Origin of the sequence: Streptomyces sp. NPDC058619, from assembly GCF_042717785.1 — a bacterium.
Lineage (GTDB): Bacteria > Actinomycetota > Actinomycetes > Streptomycetales > Streptomycetaceae > Streptomyces.
In genome coordinates this window covers 110,750-130,871 of the sequence record NZ_JBHXQN010000020.1, presented here as the reverse complement: position 1 = coordinate 130,871, position 20,122 = coordinate 110,750, and the positions used below count along the sequence as shown (strand labels likewise).

Genomic DNA, 20,122 nt, shown 5'->3' with positions numbered 1-20,122 from the left:
GAGGGGTCCTGCTCCTGGAGCATCGTCCCCATCGCACCATCCGCGACGACCACACGGGTGGCGAGGGCCTCACGGAGGGCGTCGGCCCGGGTCTGCGCGTTCGTGGTCATGCCGGCTGTCCCAGCTTCGGTTCCAGCAGCGCGGCCGACCGCTCCCCGTACACCGTGCGGACGGTGTCCAGGAGCCGGCCGGGGTCGATCTCGTACGCCTGCGAGCCGACGGCCGCCAGGGCCAGGGCCGATATCGCGCAGCCGAGCTGGGCGGCGGTCTCCAGCGGCAGTCCCCAGCTGACGGCGGCCAGGAACCCGGAGCGGAAGGCGTCCCCGACGCCGGTGGGGTCCTCGACGCGGGTGTCGGGGACGGCGGGGACGGTGAGGGCCGGCCGGTCCTTCGCGTCGATGCGGACGCCCTGCGCGCCCAGGGTGGTGACCCAGGTGCCGACGCGGCCCAGGACGTCGGCGCGGCTCCACCCGGTGCGTTCCAGGAGAAGCGCGGACTCGTACTCGTTGGTGAACAGCCAGCGGGCGCCGGTGACCAGGCCGCGGACCTCCTCACCGGTGAGGCGGGCGAGCTGCTGCGAGGGGTCGGCGGCGAAGGGGATGCCCAGTTCCCGGGCCTGTTCGGTGTGGCGGACCATCGCGCCCGGGTCGTTGGGCGAGACGAGGACCAGGTCCAGGGGGGTGCGGGCGTGCAGGGCGCCGAGGTCGATGCGGCCGGACTCGGCCATCGCGCCCGCGTAGAAGGAGGCGATCTGGTTGGTGTCCCGGTCGGTCATGCACATGAAGCGGGCGGTCTGGTGCTCGGTGGAGACGTGCACCGCGCCGGTGTCGACGCCGTGTTCCTTGAGCCAGACCTCGTACTCGGCGAAGTCGGGGCCCACGGCGCCCGCGAGGACGGGCTCCAGGCGCAGGCCGCCGAGACCGTAGGCGATGTTGGCCGCGACTCCGCCCCGCCGCACCTCGAGGGTGTCGACGAGGAAGGACAGCGAGACGTGTTCCAGCTGGTCGGGGAGCAGCTGGTCGACGAACCGGCCCGGGAAGGCCATGAGGTGATCTGTGGCGATGGATCCGGTCACCGCGATACGCACGTGGACTCCTGTGAGCTGGACTGATGTCGGCGGGGCGGAGTGGAGCGGGGCAGGGCGGGGAAGGGCGGGGCCGCGGGGCGGCCTCAGGCGCTGGCGGCGGTCCTGAGGCGTTCGGCGCGGTCGGTGCGCTCCCAGGTGAAGTCGGGGAGCTCGCGGCCGAAGTGGCCGTAGGCGGCGGTCTGGGCGTAGATCGGCCGCAGCAGGTCCAGGTCGCGGATGATCGCGGCGGGGCGCAGGTCGAAGACCTCGGCGATGGCCCGCTCGATGCGGTCGGTGGGCACGGTGTGGGTGCCGAAGGTCTCGACGAACAGGCCGACCGGTTCGGCCTTGCCGATGGCGTACGCGACCTGGACCTCGCAGCGGGTGGCGAGGCCGGCGGCGACGACGTTCTTGGCGACCCAGCGCATCGCGTAGGCGGCGGAGCGGTCGACCTTGGACGGGTCCTTGCCGGAGAAGGCGCCGCCACCGTGACGGGCCATGCCGCCGTAGGTGTCGATGATGATCTTGCGGCCGGTGAGGCCGGCGTCGCCCATCGGGCCGCCGATCTCGAAGCGGCCGGTCGGGTTCACCAGCAGGCGGTAGCCCTCGGTCTCCAGCTTGATGCCGTCCTCCGCGAGGCGGCGCAGGGTGTGCTCGACGACGATCTCCCGGATGTCCGGGGCCAGCAGCGCCTCCAGGTCGATGTCGGCGGCGTGCTGCGTGGAGACGACGACGGTGTCCAGGCGGACGGCCTGGTCGCCGTCGTACTCGATGGTGACCTGGGTCTTGCCGTCGGGGCGCAGGTAGGGGATGGTCCCGTTCTTGCGGACCTCGGAGAGGCGGCGGGCGAGCCGGTGCGCGAGGTGGATGGGGAGCGGCATGAGCTCGGGGGTCTCGTCGCAGGCGTAGCCGAACATCAGGCCCTGGTCGCCGGCGCCCTGCTGGTCGAGGGCGTCTCCGTCCTCGCCGGCGTCGGTGCCTTCGGCGCCATCGACGCGCTTCTCGTAGGCGGTGTCGACGCCCTGCGCGATGTCCGGGGACTGCGCGCCGATGGACACCGACACGCCGCAGGAGGCGCCGTCGAAGCCCTTGGTGGAGGAGTCGTAGCCGATTTCGAGGATCTTGGCGCGGACGAGCTGGGCGATGGGCGCGTAGGCCTGGGTGGTGACCTCGCCGGCTATGTGGACGAGACCGGTGGTGATGAGGGTCTCCACGGCCACCCGGGAGGTCGGGTCCTCGGTGAGGAGCGCGTCGAGGATCGTGTCGCTGATCTGGTCGGCGATCTTGTCGGGGTGGCCCTCGGTCACGGACTCCGAGGTGAACAGGCGGCGGGACATGTCACTCCTGGTGGTTGGTGGACGGGTCGTCGGGGCGGTCAGGGGCGGGCGGTGGCGGCCGCGGCGGTCTCCAGGGTCCGGGCGAGGGCCCGGACGGGGTCGGGGCCGCCGGGGGTGGCGGGGGTGGCGGCGCCGATCACGACGAGGGGCGGGTGCCAGCCGTGCGAGGCGATGCGTTCGGCGACCTCGCAGGCGAGGGAGCCCGCGCCGGTGAACCCGCCGAGCAGCAGCGGTTCGCCGCGGGCGAGGGCGGGCCGGAGCGCGGCCAGTGCGGTCCGCGCGTCGGCGGGCGGCCGCAGGGTGGCCAGCGCCTGCGGGCCGGGGTAGGCCGTGGCGAGCGCGTCGTAGCAGCCGGGGGGCGCCTCGGGCGGCGGGAGCAGGCAGATCGTGCCGGCTCCGGCGCGGGCGGCGGCGCGCAGGATGCGCAGGGTGCGGGCCGCGGGCGGGGTGGCGCGGGGTACGGGGCTGTCGCCGCCGCCGTCGGCGGCGAGCAGGGTCAGGGCGTCGCCGACGGTGACGGGTTCCCGTGCGGCGGAGGGCAGTTCGCGCAGCATGCGGGCGGTCTGGGCGAGGGTCTCGGCGGCGTCGGCGTCGGTGACGCGGGCGCGGTCGTGGACGGCGGTGAGGACGAGTCCGCCCTCGGCGTCGTGGTGCGCGGTGACGGCGAACGGCAGCGCGGTGTGCGCGGCGACGGCCTCGGCGGGTCCGACGTGGACGCCTTCGGCGGCGAGCTCGGCGTGGACGGGGTCGCCGGCGGGACCGGCGGGTGCGTGGGCTTCGAAGACGATGAGGGACTCGGGAACGTCCGGCTCTCCGGGCGGACCGTCGCCGGCCGGTACGCCTGCCGGTCCGCCGGCGGCGGGGCTCTGCGGGGAGGCCACGGCGCTGCCCGCGGCGGTGCGCAGGCGCATGCCCGCGGCGGGGCCGGTGCCTGCCGCCGGGTCCGGGGCGGCGCCGGAGGCCGGCGCGGCGCCGTAGTCGGCGTCCGGTACGGGGGCCGGGGCATGACCCGGGTCGGCGTCCGCGCCCGGGTCCTGGGCGCGCGCGGGGCCGGGGTGGGGGCCCGGGGCGGAGCCGGGAGTTGGGGCGGGGCCGGTCCCCCGCGCGGGGCCGGGGTGGGGGCCCGGGGTGGGGGGGCGGGACCAGTGGGTTGACTGGGTCGGGGCGATCCATTCGTAGGACGAGGCGTTCAGGGCCTGGGTCGTGAGGTCGGCCAGGAGCCGGGTCAGCGGGGCGGCCGGGTCGATCCGGACGTGGAGGGGGACGGCGCTGCGCAGCGGTCCGGGGAGGCGGTCGGCGCCCGGGAGGGGGATGCCGCGGCCCGAGACCGCAGCCGCGAAGGCGACCGTGCCGGGGTGCGGGGCGGCGTGGTGGAGCTGGAGGGCCCAGACGGCGTGCAGGGCGGCGCTCTCCGTCGCGCCGTGGTCGGCGGCCCAGTTGCGCAGGCGCAGTGCCTCGTACGGGGTGAGCCGCCGGCGGGTGCGCCCGTGTCCGCGGCGGGCGGGCCGGGCGGGCGGGCGGAGCGGCAGGCGGGCCGCGGCCGCGGGGATCGGGGCGCGGGACCAGTAGGCCCGGGCGGGTTGCGGGTCCTGCCCGGCGGTCCAGCGCAGGTGGTCGCGGATGTCGGGCCGCCGGCCGCGGCCGGCCGGGCGGCCGTCGGCGAGGTAGGCGCGGTACAGGGCGCGTTGGAGCAGGCGGGCGCTCCAGCCGTCGAGGAGTGCCTGGTGGTACGTCAGCAGGACGCGTTGGACCCGGTCCGGTTCTTCCAGCAGGGCGATCCGCAGTGCCGTGCCGGGCCGGTACAGGTCGAACTCGCGCATGCGCTCGCTCAGCAGCAGGGCGTGCCAGTCGGCGCTGCCGCGGGCGTGGCGTTCCAGTTGGGGTACGGCGTGGGGGTGGACGGCGACCAGGGGGCCGGTCCCGGGTGCGGGGGGTGCGGCCAGTGCGGTGCGCAGGGCCGCTTCGCCGTCGTAGAGGGTCTGCCAGGCGGCCGTGAACCGCCGGGCGTCCAGGGGTCCGTGCCAGCGCCAGTGGAGCTGTTCCACGTGGAGGCCGGCGCCGGGGTGGGTCATCGCGTCCAGCAGTACGTGGCGTTGCAGGGGGGTGGCGGGCAGCGCGGTGCGGGGTCCGGGGCCGGCGGGGCGGCGGGCGGGGTGCGGCGGGTGTTCCGCGGTGCTGCGGGGGTGTCCGGCGGGGGCGCCGGTCAGCAGGTCGGACAGGCGGCCGACGGGGAAGGGCGGCGGGGGCAGGGTGAGGGTGTGGTGGTGCGGGGTGTGCCGGTGCAGGGTCGGTGTGCACGGCGGGAGCGTGGCGAGGGCGGCCCGGAGCGCGGCGGGTGTGAGGGTGCCGTGGAGGTCGAGGGAGGGCGGGGGGCCGGGGGTGACGACCACGGTCATGGCCACGGTGGCGGCCATCGCTTCCCTCCTCTTCCCTTTCGGCATCCGGTTCCTGGGTCGTGAGTTGCGGGTGGTGGGTTGGGTGCGGGTGGTGGGTGCGGGTGGGTGCGGGTGGGTGTGGGTGGTGGGTGTGGGTGCGGTGGCGCGGGTGGTGGCGCGGGTGGTGGGGCGGTGTCCGGGCCTTCCCGGGGTGGTGGCGGATACGCCGCGCGGGCGGAGCCGTGTCCCGGTGTTGCCGATGATCGCGTCCGGTGCCCGAGGACGGCCGGAAACCCGCTTGAGGACGGTCGCGTCGCCGGGGCGGCGCCGCGGGGTCCGGGGCGGGCGGGGTGAGGGGCTCTGGCCTGCCTCCTGGGGTCGTGGTGCGGGGTGGTGGGGCAGTGCGGTGGTGCGGTGCGGTGGTGCGCGGACTCATGCGGGGACTCGTGGGGGACACGGCCGGACATGGTCTGTTGTCGAGGATCCTTCCGTTCGTTCCTCGGCTCGTCCTTGAGCGCGCGTCGAGCGGGGGCGGGCCGCTCCCCCGCCCCGCGGCCGGCCCGTTTCCCCCCGGTCGGGCCGGCGTCGCGGTCGGGGGCCGCGTCAGCGGATGCGGAAGTTGGCCATCATGCCCATCGCGGAGTGGTCCAGCAGGTGGCAGTGGTAGACGTACGTCCCGCGGTAGGTGTCGAAGGTGACGTGCAGTTTGACGCTCTCGCCGGGGAAGAGGCGGACGGTGTCCTTCGGCCCGGATTCGGCCGGTCCCGCGGGGGCGCCGTTGCGTTCCAGGACGCGGAACTGGACCAGGTGCATGTGGAAGTTGTGCGGGGCGAGCTTGTTGGTGTTGGTGACGGTCCAGATCTCCGAGCTGCCGTGCGCGACGGTCTGGTCGATGCGCTGGTAGTCCCACACCTGGCCGTCCATGAACCCCCGCGGCTCCTGGCGGCCGTCCTCGTCCATGCTGAGGACGATGGAGCGCTGGACGGTGGCCGGGCGCAGGGCCGGCAGCGTGCGCAGGTGGCCCGGTATCCGGCTGGGGTCGGGGGCGGTCCGTACGACGTCGAAGCGCAGTACCTTGCCGACCTGGTCGGGGGTGCCGGGGCCCAGGGTGTTCTCCAGGACGATCTTCGTGCCGACGGGGTAGCGGGAGAAGTCGATGATCACGTCGGCGCGTTCGGCCGGGGACAGGCCGACGGTGTCGGTGGTGAAGGGGCGCTCCAGCAGTCCGCCGTCGGTGCCGATCTGGGTGAGGGGGCCGCCGTCGGCGAGGCGGAGCTGGAAGAAGCGCATGTTGGAGGAGTTCAGGAGCCGGAAGCGGTACTTGCGGGCGGCGACCTCGAAGTAGGGGCTCGGGCGGCCGTTGGCGAGGACGGTGGTGCGGCCGAAGACGTCGTCCATGACGTAGACGAGCTGTCCGCTCTCGTCGAAGCGGGCGTCGCGCAGGGCGATGGGGACCTCGTACTGGCCGGCGGGGAGCGGGAGGGAACGCTCGGTGTCGTCGGAGAGGAGGTAGGTCGCGGACAGGCCGCGGAAGACGTGTTCGGACTCCATGTGGTGGGCGTGGTCGTGGAACCAGAGGCCTGCGCCGGCCTGCTGGTTGGGGTAGGTGTAGGTGCGCGAGGTGTTCGGCGCGAAGGTGTCCATCGGGCCGCCGTCGTTCTCCGGGGAGACGTTGCCGCCGTGCAGGTGGACCGAGACGGGCATGGTGAGGGTGTTGCGGTGGCGGATGACGACCTTGCGGCCGCTGCGGGCGCGCAGGACCGGTCCGGGGAAGTGGCCGTCGTAGGTGAGGACCTTGGTCTGTGCTCCGGGGATGATCTCCCGGGCCGCTTCCTTGATGGTGACGGCGTACGTGTCCTGGCCGCCCAGGGTGGAGACCGGTGCGAGGACCGGGGTGAGGGGCATCCGTACGGTGAAGGGCGGCGGGAGGGTGACGGGCTTCGTCCCGGCGGGGGCGGTGGCCTGCGCGGAGCGGGTGCTGAGCAGCGGTGTCAGTCCTCCGGTGGTGAGCAGACCCGCGCCGGTCGCGGCGATGGCGCCGCTGAGCAGGCTGCGTCTGGTGACCATGGGGTGTCCTCCTGGGAAGGGGCGCGGTGGGTGCGCGCGGGCGCCCGGGGCGGGCCGGTGCCGCGCCGCGGGCGCCCGGCGGTGGAAGGCTCCACGCGGGTGTCGGGCCGCGAGTGCACCAGACGCGGCTTGCGCACGGCTTGAGCCGGGGTGGTGTGCGGGGTGCGGCGTTGCGCGGGCCTTGCGGGGGCTGGGCAACGCTCCTCGTGCGTACGTACGACCGCGTACGCGCGACTCGCGCCGCCCCCGGGCGGTGCTGGGGAGGCTCCCGTGGACCTGCACGACCTGCACGACTTACGCGACTGGCTGCCGCGCGCGCTGGGGGTGGCGGAGCGGTGGGGCGGGCAGTTCGGCCCGTACGAGTCCCATGGGGCGCACCGGGTCCGTCCGGAGGCGTTCACCGAGGCCTTCGACCGTCTCGCGAAGCGGATGGACCACAACTATCCGTTCTTCCACCCGCGTTACGCCGGACAGATGGTCAAGCCGCCGCATCCGGCGGCCGTCACCGGCTATCTGACCGCGATGCTGTTCAATCCGAACAACCATGCCGCCGAGGGCGGGCCCGCGACCACGGAGATGGAGCGGGAGGCGGTCGCCGAGCTGGCCGGCATGTTCGGTCTCGCGTCGCACGTCGGGCACCTGACGACGAGCGGCACGATGGCGAACCTGGAGGCCCTGTACGTCGCCCGGCAGTTGCACCCGGACCGCGGGGTGGCCTACAGCTCCGAGTGCCACTACACGCACGAGCGGATGTGCCACGTGCTGGGCATGGAGGGGCACCGGATCCCGGCGGACGCCCGCGGGCGCATCGACCTGGGCGCGCTGGAGGGTGCGCTGCGGGGCGGGCGGATCGGCACGGTGGTGGTGACGACGGGCACGACGGGTCTGGGGGCGGTGGACCCGGTGCACGAGGTGCTGGCGCTGGCGCGCCGGTACGGGGCGCGGGTGCACGTCGACGCGGCGTACGGGGGTTTCTACGCGATCCTGGGCCGGGCGGGTGCCGGGGGTCTGGACGCGGCCCCGTGGCGGGCGATCGCCGAGTGCGACTCGGTGGTGGTGGACCCGCACAAGCAGGGGCTGCAGCCGTACGGCTGCGGGGCGGTGCTGTTTCCCGATCCGCGGGCGGGGCGGCACTTCGCGCACGATTCGCCGTACACGTACTTCACCGATGCGGAGCTGCACCTGGGTGAGATCAGCCTGGAGTGCTCGCGGGCGGGGGCGGCGGCCGCCGGGCTGTGGCTGACGCTGCAGCTGCTGCCGCTGACCGTGGACGGCTTCGGGCGGATCCTCGCCGCGAACCGGCGGGCCGCGCTGCGGTGGGCGGACCTGCTGGAGGCGTCGGAGGCGCTGGAGCTGTACCAGCGGCCGGACCTGGACATCGTGACGTACTTCCCGGTGACGGCCGGCGGTTCGCTGTCCTCGATCGACGCGGCCTCGGACCGGCTGCTGCGCGACGGGATGACGGCGGAGTCGGATCCGGTGTTCCTGAGCGTGCTGCGGGCGGACGCGGACGCGTTCGCCGTGCGCCATCCGGGCGTGGTGCGGGACGCGGAGGCGGCGCGGGTGGTGCGCAGCGTCCTGATCAAGCCGGAGTCGGAGCACTACCTGCCGGTGCTGCACGCCCGGGTGGCGGAGCTGGCCGCGCTCGGCCGCACCGCGGTCTGACCCGCTCAGCCCCGGCACCCGCCCTGTCCTGTCCCCGCCCCGCCCCGACCGCCACTGCCGCTGCCGCTGCCGTTAGCCGCTGCCGTTAGCCGCTGCACTGTCCCGTTTCCTCGCCCGGCTGCGTCCCCTGCCCCGGCTTCCCCGTCCCGTTCCTCCTCCCGGCTCCTCCCCCTCCCCCTCCCCTGAGCTTCCCCCGTCCCGTGCCCTGTTCCCACCCCTCCCCCGCGGACTCCCCTCGTCGCGGCTCCCCTTGTCCGTTTCCGATCCCGTCCCCTTTCCCTCTCTTTCCGTCTCTCCCCCTTCGACCCGGAGGTCCTGCCTTGTCCCCGACCGCGCCGCCCCCGACGCCGACCGATCCGCCCGCCGCGAGCCGGCTGGGCCGACCGGAGGCCGCCCGCCTGTGCGCCCTTCTGGCGTCCTCGTTCCAGGAGGACGCGCTGACCCGCTGGATGATCCCCGACGAGCAGCGCAGAGCCGAGCTGCTGCCGGGGTTCTTCCGGGTGTTCGTCGACCTGTCCGCCTCCTACGACGGGGTCCTCACCAGCCCCGGCGGTGATGCGGTGCTGCTGTTCCTGCCGCCCGGTGCGGAGCCCGACGAGGCCGCCCTGGACGCGGCGTTCGCCGCGGCCCTGGGCGGGCACGTGGAGGGGCTGCGGACCATCGCCGCCCTCCAGGCGCAGGCCCACCCGCACGGCCCGCACTACTACGTGTCGTTCGGGGCGGTCCGCGCCGGCCGCCAGCAGTCCGGCCTGATGTCCGGGCTGCTGGGCGTGATGGCGGACCGTGCGGACGCCGAGGGCGTCGGCCTGTACACCGAGGCCAGCTCGCCGGGTGGTGAGGCCGCGACCCGGCGGGCCGGTTTCGGCCGCCTCGGCGGGGACCTGGCCCTGCCCGGCGGCGGACCCGTCCTTCGACCGATGTGGAGGGATCCCCGATGAGGGGCGACGACCTGATCCGTTCCTGGACCACCGGTGAGGTGGCCCGGGGCGAAGTCCCGGCGGACGCCCTGAGCCCGCTGTTACAGGTGCTGATGTGGAGCCGGGACTTCCTGGTGTCCAGCCACCCCGAGCTGGGCCGTACCGGCCCGGTGTGCCCGTACACCCAGCCCTCGCTGCGCAAGGAGCTGTTCCATCTGGCGCTGCCGTCCGCGGACTGCGACAACCTGGCGCTGGCGGTCGACTCGCTGCGCACCCGGCACGCGGCCTTGTCGGAGCCGTTGTCGCCGGAGGACCGCGAGCTGCTGACGATCCTGCTGGTTCTGCCGGGGTTCGATCCGACGGACTCGGTGGAGCTGGACGAGCTGCAGCGCAAGGCGAAGGACGAGTTCGTGGCGGAGGGGCTGATGATCGGGCAGTTCCATCCGGTGTGCGAGGAGCCGGGCCTGTACAACGAGGCGTTCCGGCCGCTGCGGGCGCCGCTGCCGCTGCTGGCGGTCCGCAAGCTGCTGGTGTTCGACCTCCCGTTCCTGGTGGGTGACGATTCCCATCTGGATCACTACCTGCAGCGTTTCGCGCCGGGGATCCCGTCGCGGATCCGGGATCAGCTGGTGAGCCGGGTGGTGGCGGTCTGACCGCTCCCCCGGCCCGGTGACCTACGGCTGACCGCACCCGCTCCACGGGGTGCGGTCAGTCGTGTTGGGCGGCCCGGTGGGCCGTGGTGGCGGGTGGGAGGCAGGCGTCCAGGAAGGCCAGGGCGCGCTGGTGGTAGGTGTCGGCGGTGTGGCCCAGGCTGATGTTGTGGCCGGCGGCGGGCAGGTGGTCGACGGTGACGGACGGGGACCGGGTGAGGCGGGAGGTCATCGCCGTCAGGGTGGTGTCGTCCAGGTGCCACCAGGCTTCGTGTTCGGCGAAGGTGAGGCGGACGGGGATGCGGACGTCGGGGGCGAGGCTTTCGAACTGGCGGGGCCAGTGGATGGTTTCCGCCGATTCGCGGGGCGGGGTCGGGGCGAGGAGGGCGCGGCTGGCCTGGAAGGTGCCGCGGGGGTAGAGGTGGAGGGGGCCCCAGTTGAGTCTGGTGGCGCCGCCGCCGAGCGTGGAGGGGAAGTGCAGGGCCTGGGGGTCGTACTGGTAGCCGGTGCCGGAGGTGTCCAGGCCCAGCAGGGGCAGGGCGCCGGCGGTCGCCGCGGTGTGGAGGGCGACCTTGCCGCCGTCGGAGTGGCCCAGGAGGTGGAAGCCGGCGCCGGTGTCGTGGGTGCGGGCGTGTTCCTTGAGGGCGGCGTGCAGGGTCTCGGCCTGCTCGGCGAGGTTCTGGCCGTCGGGCAGGTGGCCGGCGGAGGCGCCGTAGCCGGGGCGGTCCACGGCCAGGACGGCGTGGCCCGCGGCGGTGGCCAGGGGGATGAAGGAGTTCCAGTACGCCGCCCGCATGCCGCGGCCGTGGATGGCCAGGATGGTGGAGCGGGGCGGGGTGGCCCCGGGGAGGGCCAGGAGCGCCGACAGTTCGATGCCCGCCGCGTGGAGCGTGTGGGGGCGGACGGTGTGGGGGCGGACGGTGTGGGGGCGGGTCACCGTACGGCCAGCCCTCGGCGGGCGCCCGCCATCGCGTCGACCCATTGGGCGGGTGATCCGGTGCGCAGCAGGGAGGTGCCGACGAGCAGGCCGCGGAAGCCGGCGTCGAGGAGTCCGGCGGCGGTGGCGGGGCTGTCGATGCCGCTGGCGCTGACGGGGCAGGCGGTGCCGGCGCTCTGGAGGGCGGGCAGGAGGTCCAGGGAGCGGCCGAGGTCGCCGGCGCCGCGTTCGCGGGTCTTGATGTCCTTGTTGTTGACGGCGATCACACACTCCTGGGGGTGGTGGACGGCGGCGAGTTCGGATTCCTGGGTGATCTCGACGAAGGGGGTCAGGCCGGTGCGCAGGCATTCGGTGACCAGGGTGCGCATGCTGGATGCGGGGAGGAGGGCGGCGGTGAGCAGGACGGCGGAGGCGCCGAGTTCGCGGGCGGTGTGGATCTGGTCCTTGCGGGTGATGAAGTCCTTCTGGAGGATCGGGAGGTCGGTGAGGGCGGCGACGTCGCGCAGGAGGGCGGGTGAGCCGCCGAACCAGCGGCCGGTGACGACGGAGACGCACGGGGCGCCGGCGGTTTCGTAGGCGCCGGTGATCGCGGCGGGGGTGCGGCCGCCGAGCATGTCGTAGCCGTGGGCGTCGCGTCGTTTGACCTCCATCACCACGGGGGCCGGGGAGGCCAGGAGGGCCTCGAGGAAAGGGAAGCCGGTCCGGTTCTGCTTGGTCATCGCGACAGCTCCAGCGGGGGGTGGTCGGGGGCGGGGGCGGTGCGCCAGGCGCGGGCGAGGGCGGTGATCTCGGGGACGCCGAAGGCGCCGGTGGTGTGGTCGCGGGCGGCGGTGTCGACGTCGATGCCGCGGTAGCCGGGGTGGCGCACGATGTCCTCGTAGGCGGGGCGGTGGTTCGGGGTGAGGCCGCCGGCCAGGAGGAAGGGGCGGGTCAGGCGGGGCAGGAGGGCGGTCAGGCGGGCCGGGTCCAGGGTGCGGCCGGTGCTGCCGATGCGGCCGTCGCCGGTGGCGGTGTCGAGGAGGAACAGGTCGGTGCCGGCGCGGTCGTAGGCGCCGATCAGGGGGCGTTCGACGCAGCCGCCGTCTTCCTGGACGTGGAGGACCTTGACGATTCCGGTGTCCGGGGGGAGGGCTTCGCGCAGGGCCCGTACGGTGGCGGGGGGCTGGTAGGCGTGGAGTTGGACCCAGCCGGCGCCGGTTGCCCGCACGAGGTGTGCGAGGTGTGCGGCGTCGGAGAGGAAGGTCACCAGGACCGGCAGGAGGCCGGCCGAACGGGCCGCCGCCGCGAGGGCGGCGACCGCGTTCGGTTCCAGCTCGGACGGGCCGCCGGGTACGCCGTGCCAGAGGCCGACGCAGTCCGCCCCGGCGGCCGCCGCCGCCTCGATGTCGTGGGGGGTGGTGGCCCCGCAGACCTTCAGCAGTGTCCGGGACAGGGGGTGTGTGCTCACTTGCCGAGTCCCAGGGTCGAGGCGATGCGGTTGTACTGGATCTCGTTGGATCCGGAGTAGATCGTGCCGCCGACGGCGTTGCGCACGTCCTGCTCCAGTCCGGATTCCGACATGTAGCCGTGGCCGCCGAAGATCTGTACGGCGGTGAGGCTGGTGGCGAGGTTGGACTCGCTGGTGACGATCTTGGCGATGGCGAGGTCGGCGGTGATGTTCTCGCCGGCCTCCAGTTTCTCGCCGGTGTCGTAGAGCCATTTGCGGGCGGTTTCCAGCTGGATCTTCGTGTCGACGATCTTGTTGGCGATCGTCTGGTACGAACCGATCGCCCTTCCGAAGGAGGTGCGGGTCTTGGCGTAGTCGACGCAGCGTTGCAGCCGGTGTTGCATTTCGCCCACGTTGACGATGAAGGAGAGGAGGATCTCCCGCTTCATGACGTGGTCCAGGACCATGAATCCTCCGCCGACGCGGCCCAGGACGGCGGTCCTGGGGACCCGTACGTCGTCGAAGAACAGCTCGCTGAGCGGCGAGGTCCGCAGGCCCATCTTCTTGATGGGGCGGCTGGCGCTCACTCCGGGGGTGTTGCGGTCCACCAGGAAGGCGGTGGTGCCCAGGGGGCCTCCGTCGGGGTGGGTGCGGGCGTAGACGACGATGACGTCGGCGACCGGTCCGTTGGTGACGAAGACCTTGCTGCCGTTGATGACGAAGTCGTCTCCGTCGCGGACGGCCCTGGTGCCCATCGCCATGGCGTCCGATCCGCCCTCGGCCTCGGTGATGGCGTGGGCGCCGATCGCCTCGCCGGAGCAGATCTGGGGCAGGTAGCGCTCTTTCTGTTCGACGGTGCCGAACTGCTGGATGGGGATTCCGGTGGAGCAGATGGAGGTGGTGACCGAGAAGCTCAGGCCGGCGTCGCGGTTGTACTCGCCGAGGCCTTCCAGGACGTACATGGTGGTGAGGAGGGACTGGCCGAGGCCTCCGTAGTCCTCGTGGAAGGGCAGTGAGAGGATTCCGGTCTTCTGGACGAGCTTCCACTTGTCCTCGGAGAAGGCGGACTGCTCGTCGAGTTCGATGTGGTCTGCGCTGAGTGCGTCTCCCCACCGCTCCAGGCCTTCGCGCAGATCTGCCTGGTCGGCGTTCCAACGGATCACGACGGACCCCTTTGAGTCGGTTGCTGGCGGGATGGCGGCGCCGGGGCGCCGGGGGTGGCTCAGTAGGCGGAGGAGCTGTGGGCGTCGAGGCTGTGGACCTCGTCGCCGCGCAGGGCCGGGGAGAAGACGCAGACCAGGCGCAGGTCCTCGTGCGGGCTGGCGACGAGGTAGTGGGCGTCGTGCTGGTCGAGGGCGTACATGCGGCCCGGGACGATCTCGTGCGAGGTGCCGTCGAGTTCGATGACCTCGCCGGAGCCCTCGATGCAGTAGCAGGCCTCGAGGTGGTTGACGTACTCCAGGCGGGACTTGGTGCCGGCCAGGACGGTGGTGTCGGTGAGCGAGTAGCCCAGGCCGTCCTCGGCGAGGAGGAAGCGGCGGCTGAGGCCGTTGCCCCACTCGACGGTCTTCACGGACTCGATGTCGCGAACGATCATGGCGGTCTCCCGGTGTGGGTGGTGCGCGGATGTTTTCGGATGGGGGGTGGAGCTCCTGGGTGGTGCGGGTGGGGCGTGTGCGGGTGGGTCAGGAGGGGTGGTGCGGTGTGGGGGGCAGGACCGAGCGGACGAAGGCGCGGAAGGCTTCGGTCACGTCGTGGCCGGCTTCCTGGGCGCGTTCGACGGCGGCCACGGCTGCGGAGCCGATGATCGCGGCGTCGGCGCCGGCGGCGCCGACGGCTTGGACGTCCTGCCGTGTGCTGACCCCGAAGCCGACGGCGATCGGGGAGGTGGTGTGGGCCCGCAGTGCGGTGACGGCCTGGGCGAGCGCGGCGTGTCCGGCGGCGGGTGCGGTGCCGCTGCGTCCGTAGTGGGCGACGAGGTAGAGGTAGGCGGAGGCGTGGGCGGCGGCCTGGGCCTGGGTGTCGGGCGGGCTCTTGGTGTAGCAGGTGGTGACGACGGGCAGTCCGGCGGCGGCGGCGGTCTCCAGGTGGCTCTGGCGCAGTCGCGGGGGCAGGGCGTGGATGAGGAGTCCGTCGGCGCCGGCGGCGGCGATGTCGCGGGTGGCGTCGGCGAGGTCGCGGTGTTTGAGGGAGTGGCTCCAGTCGGCGAGGAGGGCGATCCGCAGGTGGGCCAGGTGGGGGCGGACGTCGGCGATGAAGGCGAGTACGTCGTCCAGGCCGGCGCCGCCGCGGTCCAGGGCGCGGCGGGCCGAGCGCTGGATGACGGGGCCGTCGGTGACGGAGTCGGGGAAGGGGACGGCGAGTTCGAGGCAGTCGACCTTCTCCTGGTCGAGCATGAGGACCAGGTCGCGCAGGACGGGCAGCGGCGGGTCGCCGGCGTTGAGGAAGAGGGCGAGTCCGGGTCCCCGGCCGGGGGTGCGCCGGGGGAAGAAGGGGGCGGGGGCCGTCGTGGCGGTGGGGGCGGTGGTGTCAGGCACGGGCTGCCGCCAGGGTGCGGGGGGCCGGGGTGGCGGCGAGGCGGCGGGCGAGGTCGTGGGCGGCGCCGGAGCGGACGGCGTCCTCGGCGAGTGAGACCGCGGAGGGCCAGTCGCGGCGGGTGCCGGCCGCGACGATGAGGGCGGCGGCGCCCAGGCTGACGGTGCGGGTGGCGACCCGGCCGGCGGTGCCGGCGAGGACGGAGCGGAAGTGCGCGGCGGCGCCGGTGGGGTCGACGGCGGGGCGCAGGTCGCCGAAGGAGCCGTCGGCGGGGGTGAGTTCGCCGGGGCGGATGGTGCGGGTGTGGCCGGTTTCGGTGTGGATGGTGTTGGTGGCGAAGGGCAGGAGTTCGTCGGCTCCGGTGTCGTTGGTGGCGAGCCAGATGCGGCGGGTGGTGGTGGTCGCGGCGAGTTCGCGCAGGGTGTCCAGGGGGGCGGCCGCGGAGACTCCGGTGAGCTGGGCGGTGACGGGGAGCTCGGCGAGGAAGGGGCCCAGGGCGTTGAGGAACCGGCCGAAGGGCTTCATGCTCAGCGGGGCGGTGGTGCGTGCGAGGCGGGTGAGCTGGGTGGGGTAGACGTACGGTCCGGCGAAGGCGATGCCGTGGGCGGCGAGGGTGTCCTCGGTCTGGGTGTGGGAGGAGGTGAGGCGGATGCCGAGCCGTTCCAGGAGGTCGACGGAGCCCAGGGAGCTGGTGTAGGCGCGGGAGCCGGTTTTGACGACGTTGACGCCGGCGGCCGCGGCGACGAACGCCGAGGCGGTGGAGATGTTGAAGGTGCGGGGTCCGCCGCCGGTGCCGACGACGTTGACGGTGTTCTCCCAGGGGGTGGTGGCCTGGGGGGCGGGCCTGCGCTCGGCGAGGGAGTCCAGGAGGTGGCGCAGGGTCTGGTGGTCGGGCAGGCGGCTGGTCAGGGAGGCCAGCAGGGCGAGGACCTGGGCCCGGTCGAGGCTGCCGTCGCCGAGCTGGTCCCACCAGGACCGCCAGGCCTCCCGGCCGACCGGGGCCTGCTGTTCCAGCAGGGTGGTGAGTGCGTCGTGCACGGTCGCTCTCCGTCTCGTCTGCGTCGGGATGGTGCGGTGGTGGGCGGGGTGGTGCGGTGGGGCCGGGGGGCCGGGGGGCCGGGGGGCCGGGGGGCCGGGGGGCCGGGGGGCCGGGGGCGGGGGGCCGGGGGGCCGGGGGCGGGGGGCCGGGGGCGGGGGGCCGGGGGCGGGGGGCCGGGGGCGGGGGGTGGTTCTAGGCGGCCGCCGTGCGGCGGGCGTCGGCGATGAAGGCGTCGATGGCCTCGACGCTGCGGAAGTTGTTGGGGTCCAGGTCGGCGTCGCCGACGGCGAGCTCGAAGCGGTCCTCGACCCAGGCGATGAGCTTGAGGACGCCCAGGCTGTCGATGACTCCGTCGTTGAGGAGGTCGTGGTCGACGGCGAGTTCGCCGGCCGGGGTGCCGGGGAGGAACTCGGTGATGACGAAGTTCTTGATGGTGGTGACGTTGCTCATGACGGGTTCCTTAGGCGAGAGGTGCGGCGGGTGCGGTGGCGTGTGCGGTGGTGGAGGTGAGCTGGTCGAGGCGGTCGAGGGCTTTGCGGTCGACTTTTCCGGTGGCGGTCTTGGGCAGGGGGGTGTCGGTGAGGGTGAGCTGGTGGGGTACGGCGGCCCGGGGCAGGTGGCGGGCGCAGTGGGTGCGCAGTTGCAGGCCGGTCAGGGTGGAGCCGGGGGCGCGTTGGACGCCGGCGATGAGTTTGCGGCCGGCGATGGGGTCGGGCAGGGCGGCGACGCCGGCTTCCAGGACGTCGGGGTGTTCCTGCAGGACGCGTTCGATCTCGGCGGTGTTGACGGCGACTCCGCGGACCTTGACCTGGAAGTCGGTGCGTCCGGTCAGGTGCAGGGTGCCGGTGGCGTCGCGGCGTACGAGGTCGCCGGTGCGGAACCAGCGGCGGTCGTCGAGGCCGAGGGGGTGGGCGGTGAGCTTGTCGGCGTGGCGGGTGCGGTCGAGGTAGCCGCGGGTCTGGAACGGGGTGGAGACGTAGAGCTCTCCGCTGCCGGGGCCTTCGACGGGCTGGTGGGTGTCGGGGTCCAGGACCAGGGCGTGGACTCCGGGGAGGGGGCGGCCGATGGGGACGGGCGGGAAGGGGGTGGTGGTGTCGAGTTCGTGGATGAAGCTGTCGTTGGTCTCGGTACAGCCGTAGATGTTGTGGATGCGGGCGGTGGGGAAGAGGACGGGCAGGGCGGCGAGGGTGCGGTCGGGGATGGCGTCGCCGGTGAACATGACGTGGTCGACGCCGGGGAAGGTGTCGGCGGTCTTGGCGGCGGCGTCCTGGAGGAGGCCGAAGGCCATCGGGACGGCCTGGACGATGTCGACGTCGTGGCGCAGGACCAGGTCGCGCAGGTGGCGGCCGTGGGCGGCGAGGGCCGGGTCGACGAGGACGACGCGTCCGCCGCGGGCCAGGGTGGTCCACACGTCCAGGAGGCAGAGGTCGAAGTTGAGGGGGGCGTAGTTCAGGACGGTGCGGCCGGGGCCGATGTCGAAGGCGTCGCCGGCCCAGCGGGTGAAGCGGTCGACGGCGTCCAGGCCCAGCGGGACGATCTTGGGGAGGCTGGTGGAGCCGGAGGTGGTGAGCATCAGGGCCGTGTCGGCGGCCTCGTCGGCGGGGAGCGGCTGGGCGGGGGTGTCGGGGCTGGGGGCCAGGCGGGCGGGTTCGCCGCCGGGGGCCAGGACGTGGGTGCAGCCGGCCTGGGCGAAGAGGTCGGCCAGGAGGGTGTCGGCCAGGGCGGGTGAGGGCAGGAGCAGCGGCCGGTGGGCGAGGAGGCAGGCCAGGACGAGGGCGACGGTGGCCGGGGACTTGTCGGCGAGGATGCCGACGGGGGTGTGCGGGGGCAGGTTCAGCAGGGCGAGGCGTTCGCGTTCGCGGCCGGCGAGTTCGTAGAGGGCGCGGTAGGTGGTCTCCTCGCCGTTGAAGAGGAGCGCGGTGGCGTGGGGGCGGTCGCGGACCTGGGTGAGGAATCCGCCGAGGAGGCCGAGTTCGACGGCCGGGGTGGTGGTCACGGGTGGTCGCCTCCCTGGGGGCGGGCGGGCTGGGCGAGTTCGATCCAGCCGCTCTTGACGGCGGTGCCGGCGGGGGTCTTGCAGGTGAAGCGGATGACGCGGGCCTCGGCGTCGGGCTGGAGGGTGATCTCCAGGGGGACGTCGGGGGGTACGGGGGCGGAGAAGCGGCAGCCGAGGCCGCGGACGCGGGCGGAGTCCGCGTCGGCGAAGCGGTCGGCGGCCTCCTCGACGGCGAGGGCGACGACGCTCATGCCGTGGGCGATGACGGTGTCGAAGCCGGCGGCGCGGGCCGCCTGCGCGTCGAGGTGGATGGGGTTGAGGTCTCCGGAGGCGTGGGCGTAGGTGCTGATCCAGTCGGTGGTCAGGGTGTGTACGGCGCTGTGGGGGGTGCCGGTGCCGTGGGGGGCGGGGGCCGGGGGGGCGCCGCCGGTGATGTCGCCGAAGGGTTCGAGGGTGGTGGCGCCGACGAGGAGGGCGGAGATGAGGAGTTCGGCGAAGGGTTCGGGGCCGTCCTCGCCGGTGAGGCGGATCCTGAGGGCGATGCGGGCGCCGCGGGGTTCCTTGCGGATGCCGGCGACGTCGAGGCGGGCGGTGACCTCCTCGCCGGGGCGGACGGGGCGCTGGGTGCGGATGTCCTGGCCGAGGTGGACCACGGAGACGGGGCCGGGTTCGCCGGCGGTGAGGGCGGCGACGGTCTGTTCGGCGAGGGTGTGGGCCAGGACGAAGGTGTGGACGGGTGAGGCCTGGCCGGGTCGGGCGGTGGGCAGGCCGCTGCGGGCGGCGCCGCGGTAGTCGGTGATCTGCGGTTCGGTGACGGTCAGGGTGCGGACCGGGGAGGGGAGCGTGAGGAGCGTCATGCGGGCACCACCACCACGGAGGAGTTGTGGCCGCCGAACCCGAAGGAGTTCGTGATCGCGGGTCCGGGGCGCACGGCGCGGGGGGCGCCGTGGACGACGTCGATGTGCATTCCTGGCTCCTGCTGTTCGTGGTTGGCGGTGGGGGGCACCTCGCAGTGCCGCATGGCCTGCACGGTGGCGATGAGTTCGACGGCGCCGGCGGCGCCGATGAGGTGGCCGATGACCGACTTGGGTGCGGTGACGGGGGGTTGGGCGGTGCCGAAGACCTTGGTGAGGGCGGCGGCTTCGGAGCGGTCGTTGTGGGGGGTGGAGGTGCCGTGGGCGTTGACGTGGACGATGTCGTGGGCGTCGAGTCCGGCGTCGGCGATGGCGCCGGCCATGGCGGCGGCGGCGCCCGCGCCGTCGGGCAGCGGCATGGCGAGGTGGTGGGCGTCGGCGGTGGCGGCGTATCCGGCGACCAGGCCGTAGGTGGTCGCGCCGCGGGCGCGGGCGTCGTCCAGGCGTTCCAGGACGACGAATCCGGCGCCCTCCCCCATGACGAATCCGTCGCGGTCCTTGTCGAAGGGGCGCGAGGCGTGTTCGGGGTCGTCGTTGCGGAAGGAGACGGCGTTGAGGTTGCCGAAGCCGGCCAGGGTGACGGGGGTGAGGGTGTGTTCGGTGCCGCCGGCGATGACGAGGTCGGCGCGGTGGGTCTGCAGCAGCATCAGGGCGTGGCCGATGGCGTCGGCGCCGCTGGCGCAGGTGTTGGCGACGGTCAGGGCGGGGCCGGTCCAGCCGAGGCGGATGGCGATGTGGGCGGCGGCCGCGTTGGGCATCGTCATCAGCGGCATCAGCGGGTTGACGCGGGCGGGGCCGCCTTCGGTGAAGTGGGCGGACTCCAGGTCGCTGGTGGCGCGGCCGCCGACGGCGTTGCCGACGACGATGGCGGTGCGGCCGGGTTCGGCGGTGGGTGAGCCGGCGTCGCGGTGGGCGGCGAGGGCGGCGGCGGTGCCGTAGTGGGCGAAGGGGTCCATCCGGCGGGCTTCCTTGGCGGGGACGAGGCCGGCGAGGCCGTCCAGGCCGCGGACGCGGCAGCCGATGCGGACCCGGTGGCGGCTGAGGTCGAAGTGGGTGAGGGTGGCGGCGGTGGACCGGCCGGCCCGCAGCGTGTCCCACAGGTCGTCGGGGGTGCACCCGCCGGGGGTGACCACGCCCATGCCGGTGATGGCTACGGGCGGCCGCGCCGAACTGCCCCTGGACGGTCCAGGCATGTGTG

At 74.0% G+C, this 20,122-nt stretch carries 18 protein-coding genes; 3 read left to right on the top strand and 15 right to left on the bottom strand.

Going from position 1 to position 20,122, the window contains the following annotated elements; genetic code table 11:
* Positions 1-106 precede the first annotated feature (106 nt).
* The 4 genes from ACFWTC_RS21120 to ACFWTC_RS21105 all read right to left on the bottom strand — a co-directional run bounded on the left by ACFWTC_RS21120 (position 107) and on the right by ACFWTC_RS21105 (position 6,845).
* Entirely contained in the window at positions 107-1,087 is a 981-nt protein-coding gene (locus ACFWTC_RS21120) for a carbohydrate kinase family protein (protein WP_383923519.1), read from the bottom strand.
* Positions 1,088-1,170: 83 nt separating this feature from the next.
* A complete protein-coding gene (metK, locus tag ACFWTC_RS21115) occupies positions 1,171-2,403 on the bottom strand; it encodes a methionine adenosyltransferase (RefSeq protein WP_384029440.1) in 1,233 nt (410 codons plus the stop codon).
* 38 nt (positions 2,404-2,441) lie between these two features.
* Positions 2,442-4,817 (bottom strand): condensation domain-containing protein, encoded by a 2,376-nt coding sequence (locus tag ACFWTC_RS21110; RefSeq protein WP_384029438.1) that lies wholly within the window; start codon positions 4,815-4,817, stop codon positions 2,442-2,444.
* Between the two features lie 564 nt (positions 4,818-5,381).
* A complete protein-coding gene (locus ACFWTC_RS21105) occupies positions 5,382-6,845 on the bottom strand; it encodes a multicopper oxidase family protein (RefSeq protein ID WP_383923509.1) in 1,464 nt (487 codons plus the stop codon).
* Positions 6,846-7,115: 270 nt separating this feature from the next.
* Here ACFWTC_RS21105 and ACFWTC_RS21100 point away from each other — a divergent pair, with 270 nt between their 5' ends.
* From ACFWTC_RS21100 to ACFWTC_RS21090, 3 genes are all read left to right on the top strand, one after another.
* Positions 7,116-8,510 (top strand): pyridoxal phosphate-dependent decarboxylase family protein, encoded by a 1,395-nt coding sequence (locus tag ACFWTC_RS21100; protein ID WP_383923506.1) that lies wholly within the window; start codon positions 7,116-7,118, stop codon positions 8,508-8,510.
* Positions 8,511-8,830: 320 nt separating this feature from the next.
* Positions 8,831-9,448 (top strand): hypothetical protein, encoded by a 618-nt coding sequence (locus ACFWTC_RS21095; protein ID WP_383923503.1) that lies wholly within the window; start codon positions 8,831-8,833, stop codon positions 9,446-9,448.
* On the top strand, positions 9,445-10,080 hold the full coding sequence (locus ACFWTC_RS21090) for a DUF6875 domain-containing protein (RefSeq protein ID WP_383923500.1): 636 nt from the start codon (positions 9,445-9,447) through the stop codon (positions 10,078-10,080). The genes ACFWTC_RS21095 and ACFWTC_RS21090 overlap by 4 nt, the downstream gene beginning before the upstream one ends.
* 55 nt (positions 10,081-10,135) lie before the next feature.
* Here ACFWTC_RS21090 and ACFWTC_RS21085 read toward each other — a convergent pair whose 3' ends face one another.
* From ACFWTC_RS21085 to ACFWTC_RS21035, 11 genes are all read right to left on the bottom strand, one after another.
* Positions 10,136-11,014 carry an alpha/beta hydrolase gene (locus ACFWTC_RS21085; protein ID WP_384029436.1) on the bottom strand — a complete coding sequence of 293 codons (879 nt, stop codon included), beginning with the start codon at positions 11,012-11,014 and terminating at the stop codon, positions 10,136-10,138.
* Positions 11,011-11,733 (bottom strand): indole-3-glycerol-phosphate synthase, encoded by a 723-nt coding sequence (locus ACFWTC_RS21080; protein ID WP_383923495.1) that lies wholly within the window; start codon positions 11,731-11,733, stop codon positions 11,011-11,013. Before ACFWTC_RS21080 ends, ACFWTC_RS21085 begins: the two co-directional genes overlap by 4 nt.
* The gene (locus ACFWTC_RS21075; protein ID WP_384029434.1) at positions 11,730-12,461 is read right to left on the bottom strand and encodes an N-(5'-phosphoribosyl)anthranilate isomerase; all 732 of its coding nucleotides are present in this window, start codon (positions 12,459-12,461) and stop codon (positions 11,730-11,732) included. The genes ACFWTC_RS21080 and ACFWTC_RS21075 overlap by 4 nt, the downstream gene beginning before the upstream one ends.
* Complete coding sequence (locus ACFWTC_RS21070; protein ID WP_383923489.1) at positions 12,458-13,603, bottom strand: acyl-CoA dehydrogenase family protein; 1,146 nt, start codon at positions 13,601-13,603, stop codon at positions 12,458-12,460. The genes ACFWTC_RS21075 and ACFWTC_RS21070 overlap by 4 nt, the downstream gene beginning before the upstream one ends.
* Before the next feature lie 59 nt (positions 13,604-13,662).
* Positions 13,663-14,037, bottom strand: coding sequence for an ectoine synthase (locus tag ACFWTC_RS21065; RefSeq protein ID WP_030390275.1), 375 nt, complete (start codon positions 14,035-14,037; stop codon positions 13,663-13,665).
* An 88-nt stretch (positions 14,038-14,125) separates the two neighbouring features.
* Positions 14,126-14,977, bottom strand: coding sequence for a tryptophan synthase subunit alpha (gene trpA / locus ACFWTC_RS21060; RefSeq protein ID WP_383923487.1), 852 nt, complete (start codon positions 14,975-14,977; stop codon positions 14,126-14,128).
* A complete protein-coding gene (locus ACFWTC_RS21055; protein WP_384029432.1) occupies positions 14,970-16,013 on the bottom strand; it encodes an anthranilate phosphoribosyltransferase in 1,044 nt (347 codons plus the stop codon). Before ACFWTC_RS21055 ends, trpA begins: the two co-directional genes overlap by 8 nt.
* 193 nt (positions 16,014-16,206) lie before the next feature.
* Positions 16,207-16,464 carry a phosphopantetheine-binding protein gene (locus ACFWTC_RS21050; protein WP_383923481.1) on the bottom strand — a complete coding sequence of 86 codons (258 nt, stop codon included), beginning with the start codon at positions 16,462-16,464 and terminating at the stop codon, positions 16,207-16,209.
* Positions 16,465-16,474: 10 nt separating this feature from the next.
* Positions 16,475-18,010, bottom strand: a complete 1,536-nt coding sequence (locus ACFWTC_RS21045; RefSeq protein WP_384029430.1) for an AMP-binding protein — start codon at positions 18,008-18,010, stop codon at positions 16,475-16,477.
* Complete coding sequence (locus ACFWTC_RS21040) at positions 18,007-18,867, bottom strand: MaoC/PaaZ C-terminal domain-containing protein (protein ID WP_383923476.1); 861 nt, start codon at positions 18,865-18,867, stop codon at positions 18,007-18,009. Before ACFWTC_RS21040 ends, ACFWTC_RS21045 begins: the two co-directional genes overlap by 4 nt.
* A complete protein-coding gene (locus ACFWTC_RS21035) occupies positions 18,864-20,117 on the bottom strand; it encodes a beta-ketoacyl-[acyl-carrier-protein] synthase family protein (protein WP_383923473.1) in 1,254 nt (417 codons plus the stop codon). Before ACFWTC_RS21035 ends, ACFWTC_RS21040 begins: the two co-directional genes overlap by 4 nt.
* Positions 20,118-20,122 lie beyond the last annotated feature (5 nt).

Bases quoted from the DNA above. Each gene is read 5' to 3' on its own strand.
- metK (WP_384029440.1), bottom strand. From the start codon at position 2,403: ATGTCCCGCCGCCTGTTCACCTCGGAGTCCGTGACCGAGGGCCACCCC.
- ACFWTC_RS21110 (WP_384029438.1), bottom strand. From the start codon at position 4,817: ATGGCCGCCACCGTGGCCATGACCGTGGTCGTCACCCCCGGCCCCCCG.
- ACFWTC_RS21105 (WP_383923509.1), bottom strand. From the start codon at position 6,845: ATGGTCACCAGACGCAGCCTGCTCAGCGGCGCCATCGCCGCGACCGGC.
- ACFWTC_RS21090 (WP_383923500.1), top strand. From the start codon at position 9,445: ATGAGGGGCGACGACCTGATCCGTTCCTGGACCACCGGTGAGGTGGCC.
- ACFWTC_RS21080 (WP_383923495.1), bottom strand. From the start codon at position 11,733: ATGACCAAGCAGAACCGGACCGGCTTCCCTTTCCTCGAGGCCCTCCTG.
- ACFWTC_RS21065 (WP_030390275.1), bottom strand. From the start codon at position 14,037: ATGATCGTTCGCGACATCGAGTCCGTGAAGACCGTCGAGTGGGGCAAC.
- ACFWTC_RS21050 (WP_383923481.1), bottom strand. From the start codon at position 16,464: ATGAGCAACGTCACCACCATCAAGAACTTCGTCATCACCGAGTTCCTC.
- ACFWTC_RS21040 (WP_383923476.1), bottom strand. From the start codon at position 18,867: ATGACGCTCCTCACGCTCCCCTCCCCGGTCCGCACCCTGACCGTCACC.
- ACFWTC_RS21035 (WP_383923473.1), bottom strand. From the start codon at position 20,117: ATGCCTGGACCGTCCAGGGGCAGTTCGGCGCGGCCGCCCGTAGCCATC.